We start from the raw sequence: 18,872 nt of genomic DNA, 5'->3' as shown, positions 1-18,872 counted from the left end.
TTCCAAGTATGGGACAACGCTCCATTCATTGAGTCCTTTTTACGATTAAGTTAAAATGGGAATTACTGATAGCTGCATGATTAGGGGGGAAACACTTTGCAATTATTACGCATTGAACCAACACCAAGTCCCAACTCCATGAAGCTTCATCTGGATACAACGCTTCCTGATGGAGTACGACGGACTTATACTCGTGAGCATAGATCGAATGCGCCGGTGCTGATCCAGCAGCTCTTGGACATTGATGGAGTCAAAAGCATTTTCCATACGGCTGACTTTATCGCCTTAGACCGCAAGCCTAACGCGGACTGGGCAACGATCTTATCGAAGGTTCAAGAAGCCTTTGGCTGGACGAAGGATGCCTCTTCTCAAAATGAGGATATTCCGACGTACAGCTTCGGTGAAGCAAGGGTGTATGTGCAGTACTTCAGAGGCATTCCGATGCAGATTCGGGTACAAGCTGATGGGAGCGAAGAGCGCATCAGCCTTTCCGAGCGCTTTACGAAGGCTGTACATGAGGTTGCTAGCGCTACCTTAATCAAAGAGCGCAAGCTAAGTGATTATGGCATTCGTTACGGTGATCTTAAGGATATCGCCCGCGAGGTAGAAGCTGAGCTTGAGGCCACTTATGATGATCAGCGGCTTAGATCGCTCGTTGAGCAAGCTATCGCAGCGAAGAGCGCCGATCAGCCTTTCGTTGAAGAACGTATCGTGTGGGATGAGGATACACTCCAAACGATGCTGCAGGATGCCGATTGGCATAAGCGCTATGCAGCGCTTGAGCAGATTGCGCCAGAGCCAGTTCGTATTCCGCTGTATCAGAAGCTATTGCACGACTCACAAAGCCAAGTCAGAAGACAAGTGGTCGTTGATCTAGGTGCAGTCGGCACGGATGAGGTGCTGCCACTCTTGATCGAGGCGTTGAAGGACTCTTCCGTAAGCGTACGCCGTACCGCTGGAGATACGTTATCGGATATCGGCAATGCCGCTGCGCTTGAGCCGATGATCGAAGCCTTGTCAGATTCGAACAAGCTTGTTCGCTGGAGAGCCGCAAGATTCATTTATGAGGTTGGAGATGAGCCTGCGATTCCTGCCCTTGAAAAAGCCCTTCAGGACACCGAGTTCGAAGTTGCGCTCCAAGCCCGCATGGCGCTTGAACGCATTCAATCTGGCGAAGAGGCCGCGGGCACCGTATGGCAGCAAATGGCACGTTCTCGCCAATCTGGGGAATAACAGAGCCTAATTAAAGTACAGCGATATCGCTCTCTGTTCAATGTAAAACAGACAGTGCGAAAAGTTTCTTTTCAGCACTGTCTGTTTTTTATTTCATCCAGTCACTTAGTCATGAAGCTTGTATGTAGTAGTCATTTCCTGCAGATGCTCCGCGATCAAAGCGAGTTGCTGCGCGGAGGCGGCGATCTCCTGCATGGAGGCATTTTGCTGTTCGCTGATAGCTGCTAGCGTCACCATCTCTTCCGTTATCCTGCTGGACTCATCCATAGAAGCTCGAAAAGCCTCTACCATATGATGATTCGAGCGAAGCAGCTGCTCACTATTGGCTTGAAGCTGATCAAGCTGCTGATTCATGCCCTGAATGGCATCGAATATGGCATGAATCCGCTCCGAAGTTGCAGCCGTAAGCTTCTGTCCGTTGCTGACGGACTTGCTGCTCTTGGTCATAGCCTGGGATACCGAGGAGGAGCAGTCATAGATATGCTCTACAATACCGGTAATCTCGCTTGCTGCAAGTTGAGTCTCCTCTGCCAGCTTCCGCACCTCTTCGGCCACAACGGCAAATCCCTTGCCGTGCTCTCCCGCATGCGCCGCTTCAATCCCCGCATTTAACGCAAGCAAATGTGTTTGCTTCGCCAACTGCTGAATAAAGACCGTCATATTCTGAACGCGACTCATCTCCTGGTTCAATCGAGCTGTTTCCTGCACGGCTTCTTCCGTATGCGATCTGATCTGATCCATCTGCTCCGTGACGTTGATTAATGATTCCTCGCCTTCTATGGCAAAGCGATGCATCCGATGTGCGTTCTTGTTCGAGCGTTGCACGAAGTTGACGACTGCTTGAAGACCTTGGTCCGTTGCTTCTGCCATCTCATGAACCTTGTTCATATGAGCGCTGGTTGCTTGGGTCTGTTCATTTACCTCTCCAATGGAATCCGCCATTTGCTGAATAGACGCCACATTCTCCTCCGAATTGGCTGACAACTGCTGGGAGGAAGCAGCAAGGCTTGCGGATGACTCCTGAAGCTTTCGAAGCATGCCTGACATTTGATCCACCATGCCATTCATATGTCCGACCATCTTGGCCACCTCATCGTTGCGCTTTGCTTCTACAGGAAGTTTATTCGTTAAATCTCCTTCCGCAATTTTGGAACTTAGCCTCTGAACACGCATAATAGGGGTAATGACATGTCTTGAGAATACCCAAGCGCATAAACAGATACAAGCAATCAGAATACCCACAAAAAGAAGGCCTAGCTTTTGCATGTATGTTGAAATACCTGTGATCTCATTTTCCGGAATCACTGCCATCACACTGAGATTCAAAGCATTCTGCTTATTGTAGGACACGAACAAATCTGATTGATTGTCATGGATATAAAAGGTTCCTTGCTGACTTTCTTTCATATGCCCATACTTGCTCTCCTCAAGCAAAGTTCCAGTCTCCAAATAAGGATGAGAGACGACCTTTTGGTCATTGTCTATCAGGCTTACAAAGCCTCCTTCACCAAAACGATGCTTGCTTACGCTTGCAATCACTTTGTCCATCGCCAGGTCGATCCCTACGACTCCCTCGTGCTTAGGAAGCTTCATCGAGAACGTAATGACCGTATGGTTGGTTATGAGATCCTCATATGGCTGAGATACAGCGATGTTCTCCGCATCCTGCAAGGCAGCCCTGTACCACGCTCTACCGGTGCCATCCACCTCTTCTTCCAAGTCATCGCTATAATAGGTCTTCCCGTCAATAACTGCAAATACTGCCATGACGGCCTCTACATCAGACTTCGTTTGCTTTAATCGCTCCGTCAATTGATCTCGATTCTCTTTCGACAATGTATCGATGCTATTGCTAAGGCTTGTTAGCATATAAGCGACCTCACCATGAGTCTCATCAAGAAGGAAATTCAATGACTCTGTCATAACTTCCGTTCTTTCCGTAAGCAAATGCTTCGTCTGATTAGCCGCAATATCAGTGAAAACATAAATGATGCCCCAGGATGGAAGCATGATCAGCACCATCATGATGGCCACCATTTTCGCATTCAAGGATTCACGCAACTTTCTGCTCTTGCGCATAAACTTCATGAATCTGCCCCTTTCATCTCCATATCTTTAACAAAAATAGGTCTTTGGTATGATATCAACTGTTCAATTATCGGCAGGAACCCTATTGGAGTGAATAAGATATACGCTTATACATTGTGGTAATATGAACCATCAGGTCTTACACCCTATTTTTCTTTGTGCAACAGGCTTATCTGCGCTGACGCTTAAGCCTGTTGCACAAAGATTAGGCGTGCTGGGACAATTATGGTTGTCAAAAAATGAATATTGCACCCTCTTTGGCTCTTCTATATACTAGGGGAGGTAATAAGACAATGATGCTTTGGCATCTACATAGTGCAAATAAATCCTCATTCATATTTCCATGGTGAGGTAGAGGTCGCGATCGTTATAAGTAAGGCTGAGGAGGCAGGAAGAGCCATCGAATCAGCATGAAAGGAACGACCGCCGAAGTCCGCTTATGCCACTTCCGGCAGACGGGTTGGGGCTGTTGTCGAAAGGCGCAGCACTGTCATGCAGGGATTACCCGTCTTCTGCATGATGCGCTATCTTTTTTGGAAGGGTATGATGGGGACGGCATAGAGAACCGTTCACGCAGATTATTGCATGTACGGTTTTTTTGTTGTTAACCTTTCCCTTTCCAGCTCATACTAGATTCATACAACTAAGGAGTGAACTGGACATCATGAGTCAAGAGAATCAAGGTCAGCTTCAGCGCAATCTCAAAACGAGACACTTGACGATGATCGCCCTAGGCGGATCCATCGGAACAGGTCTCTTTCTAGCCAGTGGAGGTGTGATCGCACAGGCAGGTCCTGGCGGGGCGCTGCTCGCATACGCTGCTGTTGGCATAATGGTTTATTTCTTAATGACAAGCCTCGGCGAACTGGCAACCTATATGCCAGAATCGGGATCATTTAGTACCTACGCCACTCGATTTGTAGACCCGGCCCTAGGCTTTGCCCTTGGGTGGAACTTCTGGTTCAACTGGGCCATTACCATTGCTTCCGAGCTTGTAGCAGCAACGTTAATCATTAAGTACTGGTTCCCAGATAGCAACTCCTTCCTATGGAGTGTGTTGTTCCTAGGCATTATTTTCTTTCTGAATTACCTCTCCGTTAAAGGCTACGGGGAATCGGAATATTGGTTTGCTTTAATTAAGATCACAACTGTAATCATCTTCTTGGTGATCGGAGTTCTGATGATCTTCGGCATCCTTGGAAGCAGCAGTCATACGGGCTTTATCGGGTTTGACAACTTCACGATTGGCGACGCGCCATTCCATAGCGGCTTCTTTGCTTTGCTGGGTGTGTTCATGGCAGCGGGTTATTCATTCCAAGGCACGGAATTGATCGGGGTCGCCGCAGGTGAAAGCGACAATCCGCGCGAGAGCGTACCGAAGGCTATTCGCCAGATCTTCTGGCGCATTCTGTTGTTCTATATCTTTGCTATCTTTGTTATCGCCATGCTCATCCCTTATACAGATCCAAACCTTTTAAAGGGAGACGTTACGGATATTAGTGTAAGTCCATTTACCCTTGTCTTTGAAAAAGCAGGAATTGCGTTTGCCGCTTCTGTGATGAATGCCGTTATTCTTAGCTCCGTGCTGTCCGCGGGGAACTCCGGCATGTACGCCTCCACGCGTATCTTGTGGGTGCTGGCGAATGAAGGCAAAGCACCTCGCTTCCTAGGTAAGCTCAGCAAGAGAGGTGTTCCGGTTAACGCGCTGATTTTGACTAGCGCAATCGGCATGCTCGCCTTCTTGGCTTCCTTCTTCGGAGATGGCGTTGTGTACTTCTGGCTCCTGAATGCATCCGGCATGTGCGGCTTCATTGCTTGGCTCGGCATCGCGATCAGCCATTATCGCTTCCGCAAAGCCTATGTGAAGCAAGGACATAAGATTGAAGAGCTGCCTTATCGAGCTCGCTGGTTCCCATTCGGACCGATCTTTGCCTTTATACTCTGTCTGATCGTCGTCCTTGGCCAATGGCTGCCAGAGCTGAATGCAGAGACTCCGCAGCTTGCGAACTTCCTGATGCCATACTTGGGCGTTCCGATATTTATCGCCGTATGGCTGGGTTATAAGATCAAACATCGCACGAAGATTATTCCGCTTGATGAATGCAAGTTTGATTAATAGATAAATGAGAAAAGGCCGCTGTGCTTGGCATTCCAAGACAGCGGCCTTTTTTATTTTTCATAAATGCGAACTCATGATGGATGATTGGCTAACCTATGCCAGACCACCTCATGATCTATGGCTCGATTGTATGCTAGCCGCAAGCGGAACCGGGCTTAGCGTGTATGTGCAGCCTGCTTCCGCTTCCACTGAAAGGACATATGCTGCCCTTTTGCTGGCGGTATCCTTATCTTGATCGTCCTCTCTGTGTGTGCTTCGTGAGGAAGAATCAGTATTAAGCGAGTCTCCTGATTCGATCATACTCGCAAGCACGCTCTTCGTGGCTGATTCTCCATCATCAGAATGCTTCAAGCATTGCAGAGGTGTTGAACAACGAATCACCAAGGGCTGACCCGAGCAAGAAGCAATCACAGCTGAAGCCAATTGACCGTTCTCCCAAGCCATCTCCACCTCGAAGCCTCCACGTGCACGAAGCCCTTTGACCTTACCTGCAGACCACGCCTCAGGCAATGCAGGCAGCAGATGCAGTTCACCAGCATGGGATTGAAGCAGCATTTCTGCAATGGCGGCTGTTCCGCCGAAGTTCGCATCAATCTGGAACGGAGGATGATCGCCGAACAGATTCGGATGAACCGCCTTTTCCAGCAGTGCAAGCACATTCTCATAGGCAAGATTGCCTTCCTCTAATCTTGCCCAGAAATTGATGATCCAAGCGCGGCTCCATCCCGTGTGGCCGCCGCCATGGCTAAGTCTGCGCTCCAAGGTTCTACGCGCAGCCTCAGCAAGCTCCGGCGTATGGCGCTTCGTAATCTGAGAGCCGGGGTGCAAGGCAAAGAGATGGGAGATATGACGATGCCCAGGTTCCGGCTCCTCATAATCAACTGCCCACTCCATGATCTGTCCATATTGGCCAATCTGAGGCTTAGGAAGACGATCTCTTGCCTCCATCACCTGCTCCTTGAATGCTTCATCCACCTGCAGAGCTTCGCAGGCTTGTATGCAGCCGCTGAACAGCTCATGGAGAATCTGCGAATCCATCGATGGACCGATGGCGAGCACGCCGATGTTGCCATTTGGCAGCCGATACTTATTTTCAGGCGACAAGGACGGAACCGTGACCAATCTTCCTTCTCCATCCTCCACAAGGAAATCCAAGAAGAACAGCGCAGCTTCCTTCATAATCGGGTAGCCCCGCTCTTTTAAGAAAGACTGATCCTGCCCAAATCGATAATGCTCCCAGGCATGAAGCGCAAGCCATGCGCCGCCCGTTGGCCAGAATACGGCTGAGGTATAAAGACCTTGAACCGCCGTATCCGCCCATAGATCGGACGCATGGTGGGCTACGAATCCGCGTGCGCCATACATGCTAGCTGCCGTTCTGCGTCCATTCTCCACCAATCGTTCCATGTAATCGAACAAAGGCTCATGGCAGTCCGCAAGATTGCACAGTTCGGCTGGCCAGTAATTCATTTGCAGATTAATGTTCAGATGATAATCCGACTGCCAAGGAGGCGTATAGCTGTCATTCCATATGCCCTGCAAATTCGCAGGCAAAGAGCCGGGCCTTGAGCTTGCCATCAACAGATAGCGTCCATACTGGAAGAATAGCGCAAGGAGCTCTATATCTTCCTCCCCCTCACGGAGTCTCGCAAGACGTTCATCCGTAGGCAGCGAAACTGCAAGCTTTGCAGCAGAACCTGTATCCGCATACTTAAGCTTCGAAGACAGCTCCAGGCTGACTCTTTGATACCGCTCATGGTGCTCAGCGACATGCGCTTGAAGAAGGCCCTCGTAAGCTTTGCTAGCAGCATTTGCAGCGAGCCCTAGGCAAGCTGTCTTAGGATCGCTTTCTCGGAAGCTCGTCACCGCTGTCACAATAAAAGTAACTGCATCTGCACCGTCAATAGATAGGAAGCTGCTCGCTGTACGAACGTGTCCACCTTCTACGACTGCCTTCAAGACAGCTGCATAGTGTACTCCATCAGCTCCGCATTGTCCACTCATGATCAAGATATCTTGGCCGATGGCTTCAATCTGATCTTCAAATGGACGCCTGCTCCAAGAGGCATCCAAGCTTAACGATCCTGGTGAAGATGCTGTCAAGCGGAGGACAACAGCTTGATCCGGGGCGCTTGCGAAGCATTCTCTGCGATACACCGTATCGTGAAGCTGGAATACAGTAGAATGGACGCCTGTAGAAAGGTCAAGCTCGCGCATATAACCATGTGGTTCACTGTTCATGCCATGGCATCGGAGAATGACATCTCCAAGCGGCTGGTACGTATTGAAATGCTGAGGCAAGGAAGTCATCGATAACAGAGCAAGCCGTTCTGCCTCCGCAGGCTTGCCCTCAAACAATAGCTGTCGAATGATTTCCAGAGAAGCGATGGAATCTGGGCTCTCTCGTTTCTTCGGCCCTCCATACCAAAGAGAATCCTCGTTTAATTGGAGACGTTCCTCTTGGATCCCTCCAAAGATCATCCCGCCGAATCGACCATTGCCGACAGGGAGGGCTTGCACCCAATTCCCCGCCGGCTTTGTATACCAGAGCCTATGTTCCAAGGTTCAACATCCTCTCGTAATCAACTTACATGCGACCAACTGCGCAGCAGATCATGATAAGGTAAACGTAGATGAATGTGAATCATGGTGTTCAATTAGGACATGAAAGAATAGCTGATATCTGCTGCTTCAATCCTTGTTGCAAAAATAAAATTCAGCCTCACTCAGCAGCACGCTGCCATTCAAAATCACGAACAGCCAATTCTTTCAGCCTAGCTCGCCGCCACTTTTAGCCGGCATAAATAAGCGACATCCGCTTGAGCTTCGGCTCGCCGTCTGTCTCTAAGAAGTCTATCTCAATGCCTCTTACCTTCACAGCAGGTAGACGAATAATGGCTTTATGCCCAATGTTGCGTCCTTCATAGAGACGCACACGCTGATGGGATTTCTCCGTTACGATGGTGATCGAGAAGTGTCTCACCGCTTCGCCCTCTGTCAGATCTTCCTCCAGAATAATATGATCAATAAGTTTGGCGGACGGCATACTGTACACATAGCGTTCATCCTGAATCTCGCAGGATTCTACTACATCAAGCGGCTGCTCGAAGCGGCGTCTGATCTCTTCTCCGAATTCTAATAGACGGTCGGCATCCTCTTTAGGCAGCAGGCCTTCCCGATCTGGACCGATATTAAGCAGCAGATTGGCACCGCGTCCTACGGATAAATAATACAGTCCCATAAGCTGATCTACGCTTTTAATCGACTGGTCACTCTCACTATAAAACCAATTCGAGCGAAGCTGAACATCGCATTCAGCAGGCAGCCACATATGCTCGCCAAGCTGATCCTTTTCATCTGTCAAAATGGAAAAATCAGTAGAGTCAACGACATTCCAGCATGGGATCGGAGCCAGACCATCCTCATTGCCTACCCAGCGGAAATTCGGATCTCCCATATTGAAAATGAGGATATTGGGCTGAAGCTTGCGAATCTCACGAATGATTCGAGGCCAGTCGTATTCATGGCCTTCTGATCCGCATCCGTCAAACCACAAAATATCAATATCGCCGTAATTGCCAAGCAGCTCATGAATTTGATTGACGAAGTAATCATCATAGGCTTTTTCATCTTGATTGTAAAAATCAGCAGAGCCATCAAACGGAGAATAATATAGTCCCGCCTTCAGCCCATACTTCCGACATGCATCCGTAAATTCACGAACAACATCTCCCTCACCATTCTTCCATTCAGCGGAAGATACGGAGAAGTTAGAGTACTTCGTTGGCCAGTTCGAGAAGCCGTCATGGTGCTTCGCTGTCAGCACTGCATAGGTCATTCCTGCTTCCTTCGCCGTTCTGATCCATTGCTCACAATCCAAGCCCGTTGGATTGAAGGTTGCAGGATTCATGGAGCGATCATCAAAGTCGCGGTAGCCTTCATAATACGTGCGCAAGCCGAAATGAAGAAATAAACCGAATTCCAGGTCTTGATATTCAAGCTGCCTTGCTGTTGGTTTAATGGACTTAGTGGATGTTGTCATGGCCAACACTCCTTTTAGAAGATGTTTGGATCTTTCGCAATGTTATCGCTAACCTTTTTAGGATGACTGAACTTTCGAAATAGCAGATAGCAGCAAAGGAGACTTCATGTTCGAACATGATTAGCAGACTGGTCTCAGCACCATCAGATGTAGTGCTTCTGGTCTGTTCTCGTAAGGCCTCTCATCCTACTGCTCCAAACAATTCCTCAGCTCTCATCACGCCCAATAAGGTAGCGCTTACAAATGGCGTTGAAAGATCAACTTGCAATTACCCTCATCGTACTTGAAGCGCATCGAAAGTACAACACCTATTTTCACAAAAGAAGGAGATTTCGCGAAGCCGACATGTTCCATAAAACAATAAATCCCCTCCATCCTCAAGACTTGAGCATGTATAGGGGATTTCGTTTTGCTTATCCTCCGTGTGTACTCAAATATAGGTGGTCTGCAATCGGCGTCTTCAAGGAATCCCACGTATGGTCTTCCGCTATTTCCTTATCGGACAGGAGGAAGTACGTATATCGGACTTGATTCTTTTTATCCGGAACGGGATCATCCCATGTGGCGTCCACATGATACCACTTTCCACCAAGCTGTACCATATTCCAAGCATGCAGCGTTCCGCCCGCTTCTCCCTCCACAATCATTGAAGGAATCCCTGCTTCCTCAAGCAAGGCCTGCAGGAGCAGCGCATAGCCTTGACATACGGTCTGCTTCACCGTCAGCGCCTCATAGGCGGTTAAATGCTTCATGCTCTCATCATAAGCAACATTCTTCACAACATAGTCATGCAGCGTTTTAATCTTCTCATAGTCGCTTTGCTGATCATGGATGATTCTCTTCACGATACGTTTGGCTTCACTTCTTACGAACCGGCTTTGCTCAAGCGTCTCCCGATAGTTGACGTACACAGTAATAAGCGCCGCCGTCTCTGTCCCCTTCCAATGAAAGGAATAGCGGCTTACGTTATATCGAATAAATGGATCTGAACGCAAGGATTGGTCCATGACTGCGCTAAGCAGCTTTGTTAGCGTATTAGTATCACCTTCGTATTCAAAGGTAAACATGCTTTCACGCTGAGCCAGCTGCTCCGTTACATATTGTCTCATGCGGCTCTCGCTTTGAAACATTCTCTTGGAGGACTCCGCTTCTACTGTCGACCAGTGCACCGCCTGAGTCATGGCTACACTGCATATGGTTACTGCAAGCACCCAGCGTACCATGAGTCCTTGAACGCGTTTCTTCTGCACCTTCTTGGTCGATCGTCTTGACAGTGGTGAACGATATTGTGGTCTTTGCAGCATATAGGTTTCCGGTTGGTTGCTATCCTTCATCCTTGATCACCTCCCGTTAAGGACAAGTACCCGCTTATGTGGTGATCGTAATCGTATCACAACGATTCGAAGAAGACTGTCTAGTTATGGGGGCAGCTTCACATTCGCAAAAACCGCCCATTCGCGCACACTCGACATGGAGTGTCAGGGCGTGATTCGGTTATCCAAAGTCCCCCAGCCTAGCAATCTGCATGATGCTGGTCTTGGACAGGATTTGTGGCGAATGCCCACAGGAAATGACTAAAGAAAATTTTGAATCCTCATAAAACCGTGCATGGTCTTCCCCCTTGTGGACTGATGCGCAGCATTCCTGCATGAACTTGGTGGTTGCTTGAAAACGCATGCTTAGGGTAACGTAAAGAAAGAAACATACGAAATTATTGCATTTACTGATACATGCAAACACCGTTCTAAGATAGAAAAGAGGCATGGATATGACGGAGAGAACAGCTTGTGCAGGTGTCTTTTTTGACCTGGACGATACGTTGTATGATCATTTAACCCCTTTGAAGGACACGTTAACGAGCCAGCTTCGGCTTCCTGATGCATTTGACCATCGTAAGGCTTACCAACGCTTCCGCTACTACAGCGATCACCTCGCTGCTATGCAGGAGAATGCCTTTGCGGCACATAACGTGGAAGGCCAGCGTGAGATGAGAGTACAGCGCTTTGTGCTGATGCTGCAGGAATTCGGCATTCAAGTGTCCATGGAAGAAGCCGCGCGGCTGCAGCAGGATTATGTCGATCGCCAATATGATATTGCGTTGTTCGATGGCGCTCGCGAGACGATCCTCAGACTGCAGCAAGATGGCTATGCCGTTGGCATTATTACGAACGGGGCCGAAGCGCACCAAGTGAAGAAGCTTGGGGCGCTTGCCCTTGACAAGCTTGTCCCCAAAGAGCACATCTATATCACAGGAAGGGTTGGCTGGGACAAGCCCGATCCTCGCATCTTCCAGCATGCCTTGCAGGAGACCGGGGTGGATCTTGAGCAGGCTGTCTATATAGGGGATTCGTGGCGCAATGATGTAATCGGCGCATTAGGTGCAGGTTGGCGCATGATCTGGTTCAATCATCGCTTCGCAGCAAGAGAAAGCCAACATGAGCCGCATCATGAAGCTCATTCCTATGAAGACATCTCTCGAATCTTGTTTTCATAAGATGTAAAGAACCCCTCTTCAGCAAAACGACACCTGTCCTGCTGCTCATACAGCTTGGGCATGTGTCGTTTTGTTTTGATCTATCGTTATCGCTTTTGTTAGGGTAAGTTTGCTTCCTCAAGAGAAAAGCACATCCTTACTGCTCTTTCTTATCCTTTTGAGCAGCCCCGAATATTTCCTGCTTCAATCTTCTGCCGGTTGGCGTATCCGCGAGCCCGCCAAGCGCCGTCTCACGAAGTGCGGATGGCATCGATAGCCCGATCTTGAACATGGCTTCGATCACCTCGTCGCAAGGGATCTTGCTTGTGACGCCAGCCAAGGCCATATCGGCCGCGACCATCGCCACCGCTGCTCCCATGGCATTGCGCTTTACGCAGGGGACCTCAACAAGTCCTGCTACGGGATCGCAAACAAGCCCGAGCAGGTTCTTCAGTGCAATGGCCATGCCATGTGCAGCTTGAGCTGGTGAGCCGCCTGCAAGCTGCACGATAGAAGCGGCTGCCATGCCTGCCGCAGAGCCTACCTCAGCCTGGCAGCCGCCTGCTGCGCCGCTGATGGACGCATTGTTAGCCACAACCATGCCGAATGCACCTGAGGTGAACAAAAAGTCAATCATTTGCTCTCTTGTAGGATTCAGCTTATCGCGCAAAGCAAAGAGCGTTCCGGGCACAACACCAGCAGAACCCGCTGTAGGTGTTGCACAGATTAAGCCCATTGCTGCGTTTACTTCATTGGTGGCAACTGCCTTGCTGACTGCATCCAAGATCGTAAATCCGCTTAAGCCCTGACCTGATGAGATATAGGCGTGAAGCTTGACCGCATCTCCGCCCGTCAATCCGGAATGCGACTTAACGCCGCTTAAGCCTCGCTCTACCGCCTGCTCCATCACGTCCAGATTGCGGCCCATCTGGTCACGAACCTGTTCTCTTGTTCTGCCTGACACCTTCGTTTCTTGCTTAACCATGATCTCCGCAATCGAGCCATTCTGCTCCTCAGCCAACGCAACTAGTTCTGCTACATTACGAAACATTGTCATGCCCTCTTTCTTCATGCATGCAACCGCTCCCTTATGCTGACATCTTTACACAGGAACGGCTGCTATTCTTTCTTATTTTTAGTCCTCCATAGACAAGACGCGATTGACGCCTGACAACGCTCGAATCTCCTCCAGGATGCGGCCGTCAAGACGCTCGTCGATCTCGATGACCATAAGGGCAAGCTCACCCTTTTCTCGTCTTGATACCTTCATGTTCGCAATGTTGACCTGCTCCTTGCTCAAGATGCTTGTCACATTGGCAACCACGCCGTAGCGGTCATGATTGACGATGAGAATCGCAGGATGATGACCAGAAAGCTGAAGCTCAAATCCATTGAGCTCTGTGATTTCCACTTTGCCGCCACCAATCGAGATGCCGACAACCTCCATCTTCTCCTGCTCATCTCTCATTCGGATGCGTGCCGTATTGGGGTGATCTGGAACGGCCTCCATGGTCGTGATCACCACCTCTACACCTGCTTCTTCCGCATATCGTGGCGATTCCGGCAGACGTGGGTCATCCGTCTCATACCCAAGCAAACCTGCAATCAAGGCCACATCTGTCGCATGCCCCTTATACGTCTCCGCAAAGGAACCATATAGCATAAGTTCAACGTGAGAGGGCTGTCTTCCAAAGATGCTTCTTGCAAGTCGACCGATGGACGCCGCTCCAGCTGTGTGTGAGCTTGAAGGGCCTACCATAATAGGTCCAATAATGTCATATACACTGCGGTATTTCATGTCTGAACTCCTTTATCCATCATCAGGAGCAATGCGCTCACTTCATATCCTGAATGATTTTGAAACATGTTTAGTTAACGTTATGCCGCTGGCTTGCGTGTACGAAGCAGCAGCGTTGTGAGTCCGCACAACAATACGGCAATCGCCATAAAGGCAAAGGCTGAACCGAAGGAGCCGCCGCTCTTGTCAATCAAAGCACCCAAGATCATTGGAGCAAGGAAGCCGCCGATGGTACCGCCCGTATTGATTATGCCGATCGAGGACCCAATAATGGATTGATCGAACAATTTATGCGGCCACGTAAAGATAGCCGTGAAGGTTCCGACCGATACCATGCTGATCAGAATCAACAGAATCGAAGATGCGATCAGATGGGTGGAGAAGATAAAGCCGACTAGCAAGAGCGATACAATGATCGCGGTTGAGATGACAAATGCTTTCTCTTTGCCAAGGAACCATTTTGACAATAGTCCACCCACGATCATGGTCGCCACAGTCGTACAAACAGCATTGATGGCAAGGATCGTACCAACTTGACTAATTCCAATTCCGAACTGGCTCTTCAAATACGTTGGAAGCCATGAAATGTTGCCGTATAACAGGAAGTTAAGCAGCAGCATCGCCACAAACAAAATAAGCACGTCACGATTCGTTGCAATTTCAGAAAACTTGATCTTCGGTGCGTCATGGTTAAGCTGAGCCGGTGTTTTATAATCCTTAGGAACGAACAGGAATACACATACCATCGCTACGGCAAACAATACGCCAAGCACATAGTAACCAAGCTTCCAATCGTTTGCGATTAGCTGAGCTCCAAGAGTGAATGCCAGGATTCCGCCAATGCCGGACGTTGAAAGAATAAGAGACTGCACGAACGTTCTTTTTTCTTTTGGAAAATGATCTGCAATCGTCTTCGAGCAGCTTGGCGGATAACCCGCATGTCCAACACCAGCAAAGAATCGAATGGCTACAAAGGCGATTAAGCTGGCTCCCATTCCGAAGAAGAAGGAGAAGATAGAAACAAGCGCAAGCGATGTCATCAGCACCTTCTTGGCTCCGAACTTATCCGCAAGCCATCCGCTTGGAATCTGCATAATCGAGTAACCAAGGAAGAATAAACTCATAATAAGTCCCGTTTGCGAATTCGTAAGGCTAAATTCATCTGCTAGCGGAATAATTGCCGTAGATACCATGTTCTTATCCATATAAATCATGGAATAACCGGCCATTAGAGCAAAGATTAACAGATAAGGATTTTTGTTTTTAGGCTTATCCATTGCTGACCTCCTGTTATGAGGGAGCGTCAACAAAAGGAGGATCTAACCTTCCATTGACTGCTCCATAGTGAGTAGGACTATTTCTTGCCAAGTACATCTAGCGCGATCTGAACATGCATTTGCATGCCAACAGCGAGCGCGTCCTCATTGATCTTGAACTTGGGATGGTGGTTCATGTAGCCACAGCCTTCCTCTTCTGTACCGCCGCCTAAAACAAAGAAGGAACCTTTTGTGACATCGGTGTAGGCTGCGAAGTCCTCGCTGCCCATCATTTTTGGACAAGTAAATTGCTGCTCGCCTACGATCTTATCTGCTGCTTGGCGGACAATGTCGGTCGCTACCTCATGGTTCACGACTGCGCTGTATCCATCTAGATAATGAAGCTCGTAGGTTCCGTTATAAGCCTTTACGATATGATCAATGACTTCGTGAATGCGCTTCTTCATCAACTTGCGTGTTTCGGCATTCGTTGTGCGAACTGTTCCCTTGAGGGTTGCGGTATCTGGAATCACGTTGAATACTTCTCCAGCTGTGAACTGACCGATCGAAAGCACCGCATTGTCCAGTGCAGATACATGTCTTGAAACGATGTTGTTCAGATTGGTTACGATTTCTGCGCCGATTGTAATCGGGTCAATGGACAGCTCTGGTGTAGAGCCATGAGAGCCCTTGCCTTGAATCTTAAGCTCAAAGATATCTTGGGCTGCAGTCATCGCGCCAACATTGGTGCCGATCATTCCTGCCGGCAGCTTAGGGAAGATATGAATGCCAAACACGTAGTCCACGTCGTCGAGCACGCCTGCGTCCACAATAGCTTTCGCGCCGCCTGGCGGCACCTCTTCAGCAGGCTGGAAGATAAACTTGATGACGCCTGATAGTTGATCCTTCATGCCTGAAAGCACTTTGGCAGCGCCTAGCAGCATCGCAGCGTGAGTATCATGTCCACAAGCATGCATAATACCGGGCTTCTTCGATTTGAAATCGACATCTGCCTCCTCCTCAATCGGAAGGGCATCGATATCTGCTCGAAGCGCAATCGTCTTGCCTGGTGCACTGCCTGTCAGCTTCGCAATTACACTGTTCGTGGTTGGCCGCGATAACTCAAGATTCGGAAACGTACTTAGAACGTCGTAAATATAATTGGACGTCTCTATCTCTTCAAAGGATAGCTCCGGATGTTGATGAAAATGTCTGCGCCATTGGATGACTTCCTCCGTCGGTATTTGCTCTCTCCAGTTTGTCATGTTAATTCCCTCCGTCAGGACATATTAGAAAACGCTTACAGTTATATCATAAAAAAAATCGCCCCTGTTGACTTGCCGCAATTTGCTGCAATAAAGGGCGATTTATAACCTTGTCGTGCACATCTTAGATTTGAAGCAAAAAACAACCTGCTATTTTTGCGGTTGTATCTTATCTACAGTCCGTATCATAGCAATGGCTGAATCACATAGAGCTTGCATGCATTCATCGTAAGACTTGCCTGCAAGTTCAAGTCGTCTGGCAGGAATCTGCGCTCCGTCCGAACCTCTGGGAGAATTTTACGCTCCAAATAAGTCAGCATCTCAGCATCCAGCTCTCTTGGCGCACCAAGCCGGATCCACTCATGATAGATTCCGCCGTGATCCTTATCCAACAGATACTGCTTCATCTGATAGCTTCTTGCAGGCAGCCCCGACAAGGAGACCTCCATTCGCTTATTGCGCACCCGCGTTAAGAAATCATCGATGGAGTAAAAAGGATCCATATAGCATGCATTGTAAACCAGCAGCTGCTGCTCCTCTCCCTCTCGGGTATAAATACAGCCCTCCTCCAGATGAAGCACCTCGCTTCCAAGGCGATCGAACATGTGAAGGACAAAGAACAACGGACGCTTCAGTCTCTCGTATAAAAAGACAGACAAACAGCTATCCTGCCTTACGCTAGTCAGCTTCTCCTTTAACTTTATATTCAGCCAGAAGCCAATGCCCTGAACCTCGCTCGCCAGATCAGCCAAAGTCTCGATAATCAAGGCAGCACGGAAGAAAGAACCGCTAAGCACATCGCCTTGCCCGACCAGCGTGTTCCATTCCGTAATAAAGCAGCGCGGCTGTTCAACGCCTGCCAGCTCAAATTCCTGCTTCATATGCTGAACAAGATTCTGCTGGTATTTTCGATAATACTCGAACAAGTCGTCTTCGTCCCGCGCATCCTCTTCTTCTGACGGATCAGCGGTCAGCGTTACAAAGTCCGGTACCCGCTGACTACGCTTGGCGTAATCCACAAAGCGCTTGAATCGGTCTGTCTCCTCCTGGTCCAATGAGGATAGAATGTGGATTCCGACTTGGAGTCTTGGATGAAGCGACTTCAACTCGTCATAGAGCTTTTCGTAGGCTAATGGAATCGTCTCATTCCCCTTCAAGGACCCCGGCACGAGCTCGAAGCACCACGTTTCAAGCTCGCGTTTGCCATATCGATTCAGCATGTATCGAACGATATCCAGAAAGGTGTCTTCCTCATTCTTGCTCGATAGAGAAGCCAGCACCTCTTCTGCCTTGAATTGAATAATCGGCTTCATGTTGTGTTTCACGACATAATCAAAGATTCGATTGTTATTCGGTCGCTCCATCAGCATGCTGCTCTTTTCCTTCCGTTCATGCTCAATGCCGAATCCGATCATTCGAATATAATGGAACTCGAGCTCATGATGTACACATTGAAGCTGACTTCGCACCTCCTGATCCAAAAGCTCTGAGGCTTGTCCAATATTCATAATCTTCCGAGGTTTTGCAAGCACGGCAGCTTCCTCTTTATCAGCCATAAGCTCGAACTTCTCACGTATCTCATTTGTATGATCATTCAAATCCTTTTTCACCATATACTTCGACAGTTCATCAATGGCTGCGGAAGGATCAATGACTTCATAGGATACCTGCATGATGGGAGGTGATTCTTGTACCGCAGTTCCCTTCAACCGCTCGCCTCGAAATTCGCTGGGGGTCATGCCGTAGCGTTCCTTAAAGCACTTATTGAACGTTTTTACATTGGCAAAGCCATGATTCATAGCCACCTTCAGAATGGGAAGCTCCGTATGCAGCAGTTCTGGAACCGCCTTTTTCAAGCGAACCTCGTTCACATATTGCGTAAAGGTCATGCCAACCGTCTTTTTGAACAAACGAGACAAGTGATATAAAGACACATATTCCTGCTGTGCAAACTGCTCAAGTGACAGCGGTGAGCGATACTCCTGATCAACCACGTGAAGAATGCTTAGGATGCGTTCATTCTTCATCCCGTTTGTTTCAAATGCCATCTCATCTTGTATTTCTTGAAAATGAGTCGTGAGGATAGAAAGCAGCTCAAACATGTATTTTCCCATTTCAAAAGGCAGACTGTCCTGCTGACGATAATAAGCCAGCATGAGATATGTCAGCGTTTCGCGAAGCATGCGATAGGTATCCTGCTCTCCTTCATTAGCAATCGTGGAGTTGCATGCAAACCGGGGATTCCATGAACGCTTCAAATAGTGCTCCATTCCGGAGCGGGAGATTGTAAGCTTAAGCATAAGCGTCTCATTGTCGCTTTGCATCGCAAAGCTCTCATAAGGATGAATGACGATGACATCATCTGCTTTCAGTTGATAGCTCTCTCCCAAGAGCTGAATATGGACGTGTCCTCTTAAAATGAGCAATACGATCAATTCATCCAAAGCCTGCTCAGACATCGTCTTCAGTTGGACAAGCGATAGCTGGATTGACGAAGGCCATTCGCTGCTCATCAATGCTCCCTCCTTAAATCGTGGTACTTTATATAGAATGGTCTGGGTCATCATCTCTCTGAAAAAGAAAAGCTTCTCGTAGTAT

Annotated in this window: 12 protein-coding genes and 1 riboswitch; of the genes, 3 read left to right on the top strand and 9 right to left on the bottom strand. The window is 48.6% G+C overall.

From position 1 onward, the window contains the following. Positions 1-96: 96 nt before the first annotated feature. The gene (locus I2H74_RS12175; RefSeq protein ID WP_195574242.1) at positions 97-1,233 is read left to right on the top strand and encodes a virulence factor; all 1,137 of its coding nucleotides are present in this window, start codon (positions 97-99) and stop codon (positions 1,231-1,233) included. Positions 1,234-1,338: 105 nt separating this feature from the next. On the opposite strand, the gene I2H74_RS12170 is transcribed toward I2H74_RS12175, so the two are convergent. Continuing rightward, complete coding sequence (locus tag I2H74_RS12170; RefSeq protein WP_195574241.1) at positions 1,339-3,321, bottom strand: methyl-accepting chemotaxis protein; 1,983 nt, start codon at positions 3,319-3,321, stop codon at positions 1,339-1,341. A gap of 344 nt (positions 3,322-3,665) precedes the next feature. After that, positions 3,666-3,856, top strand: a riboswitch (Lysine riboswitch). A 129-nt stretch (positions 3,857-3,985) separates the two neighbouring features. Here I2H74_RS12170 and I2H74_RS12165 point away from each other — a divergent pair. Next, entirely contained in the window at positions 3,986-5,437 is a 1,452-nt protein-coding gene (locus tag I2H74_RS12165; RefSeq protein ID WP_195574240.1) for an amino acid permease, read from the top strand. A 111-nt stretch (positions 5,438-5,548) separates the two neighbouring features. Here the strand turns inward: I2H74_RS12165 and I2H74_RS12160 are convergent, their stop codons facing one another. From I2H74_RS12160 to I2H74_RS12150, 3 genes are all read right to left on the bottom strand, one after another. Then, positions 5,549-8,002, bottom strand: coding sequence for a glycosyl hydrolase family 95 catalytic domain-containing protein (locus I2H74_RS12160; protein ID WP_195574239.1), 2,454 nt, complete (start codon positions 8,000-8,002; stop codon positions 5,549-5,551). A 229-nt stretch (positions 8,003-8,231) separates the two neighbouring features. After that, positions 8,232-9,482, bottom strand: a complete 1,251-nt coding sequence (locus tag I2H74_RS12155) for an alpha-L-fucosidase (protein ID WP_195574238.1) — start codon at positions 9,480-9,482, stop codon at positions 8,232-8,234. 413 nt (positions 9,483-9,895) lie between these two features. Continuing rightward, entirely contained in the window at positions 9,896-10,816 is a 921-nt protein-coding gene (locus tag I2H74_RS12150) for a transglutaminase domain-containing protein (protein ID WP_195574237.1), read from the bottom strand. Between the two features lie 434 nt (positions 10,817-11,250). Here I2H74_RS12150 and I2H74_RS12145 point away from each other — a divergent pair, with 434 nt between their 5' ends. Beyond that, positions 11,251-11,976 carry an HAD family hydrolase gene (locus I2H74_RS12145; protein WP_229106600.1) on the top strand — a complete coding sequence of 242 codons (726 nt, stop codon included), beginning with the start codon at positions 11,251-11,253 and terminating at the stop codon, positions 11,974-11,976. 136 nt (positions 11,977-12,112) lie between these two features. On the opposite strand, the gene sdaAA is transcribed toward I2H74_RS12145, so the two are convergent. The 5 genes from sdaAA to I2H74_RS12120 all read right to left on the bottom strand — a co-directional run bounded on the left by sdaAA (position 12,113) and on the right by I2H74_RS12120 (position 18,787). Further along, complete coding sequence (gene sdaAA / locus I2H74_RS12140) at positions 12,113-13,006, bottom strand: L-serine ammonia-lyase, iron-sulfur-dependent, subunit alpha (RefSeq protein WP_195574235.1); 894 nt, start codon at positions 13,004-13,006, stop codon at positions 12,113-12,115. An 84-nt stretch (positions 13,007-13,090) separates the two neighbouring features. Continuing rightward, entirely contained in the window at positions 13,091-13,753 is a 663-nt protein-coding gene (sdaAB, locus tag I2H74_RS12135; RefSeq protein ID WP_195574234.1) for an L-serine ammonia-lyase, iron-sulfur-dependent subunit beta, read from the bottom strand. Positions 13,754-13,833: 80 nt separating this feature from the next. Continuing rightward, positions 13,834-15,030, bottom strand: a complete 1,197-nt coding sequence (locus tag I2H74_RS12130) for an MFS transporter (RefSeq protein ID WP_195574233.1) — start codon at positions 15,028-15,030, stop codon at positions 13,834-13,836. 77 nt (positions 15,031-15,107) lie between these two features. Further along, the gene (locus tag I2H74_RS12125; protein ID WP_195574232.1) at positions 15,108-16,274 is read right to left on the bottom strand and encodes a M20 metallopeptidase family protein; all 1,167 of its coding nucleotides are present in this window, start codon (positions 16,272-16,274) and stop codon (positions 15,108-15,110) included. 185 nt (positions 16,275-16,459) lie between these two features. Then, complete coding sequence (locus I2H74_RS12120) at positions 16,460-18,787, bottom strand: helix-turn-helix domain-containing protein (RefSeq protein WP_195574231.1); 2,328 nt, start codon at positions 18,785-18,787, stop codon at positions 16,460-16,462. Positions 18,788-18,872 lie beyond the last annotated feature (85 nt).

Source organism: Paenibacillus sp. 1001270B_150601_E10 (assembly GCF_015558675.1).
Lineage (GTDB): Bacteria > Bacillota > Bacilli > Paenibacillales > Paenibacillaceae > Paenibacillus_B.
This window is presented reverse-complemented; position numbering and strand designations above follow the sequence as displayed.

Bases quoted from the DNA above. Each gene is read 5' to 3' on its own strand.
- I2H74_RS12130 (WP_195574233.1), bottom strand. From the start codon at position 15,030: ATGGATAAGCCTAAAAACAAAAATCCTTATCTGTTAATCTTTGCTCTA.
- I2H74_RS12145 (WP_229106600.1), top strand. From the start codon at position 11,251: ATGACGGAGAGAACAGCTTGTGCAGGTGTCTTTTTTGACCTGGACGAT.
- I2H74_RS12125 (WP_195574232.1), bottom strand. From the start codon at position 16,274: ATGACAAACTGGAGAGAGCAAATACCGACGGAGGAAGTCATCCAATGG.
- sdaAB (WP_195574234.1), bottom strand. From the start codon at position 13,753: ATGAAATACCGCAGTGTATATGACATTATTGGACCTATTATGGTAGGC.
- sdaAA (WP_195574235.1), bottom strand. From the start codon at position 13,006: ATGTTTCGTAATGTAGCAGAACTAGTTGCGTTGGCTGAGGAGCAGAAT.
- I2H74_RS12170 (WP_195574241.1), bottom strand. From the start codon at position 3,321: ATGAAGTTTATGCGCAAGAGCAGAAAGTTGCGTGAATCCTTGAATGCG.
- I2H74_RS12165 (WP_195574240.1), top strand. From the start codon at position 3,986: ATGAGTCAAGAGAATCAAGGTCAGCTTCAGCGCAATCTCAAAACGAGA.
- I2H74_RS12155 (WP_195574238.1), bottom strand. From the start codon at position 9,482: ATGACAACATCCACTAAGTCCATTAAACCAACAGCAAGGCAGCTTGAA.
- I2H74_RS12120 (WP_195574231.1), bottom strand. From the start codon at position 18,787: ATGAGCAGCGAATGGCCTTCGTCAATCCAGCTATCGCTTGTCCAACTG.
- I2H74_RS12150 (WP_195574237.1), bottom strand. From the start codon at position 10,816: ATGAAGGATAGCAACCAACCGGAAACCTATATGCTGCAAAGACCACAA.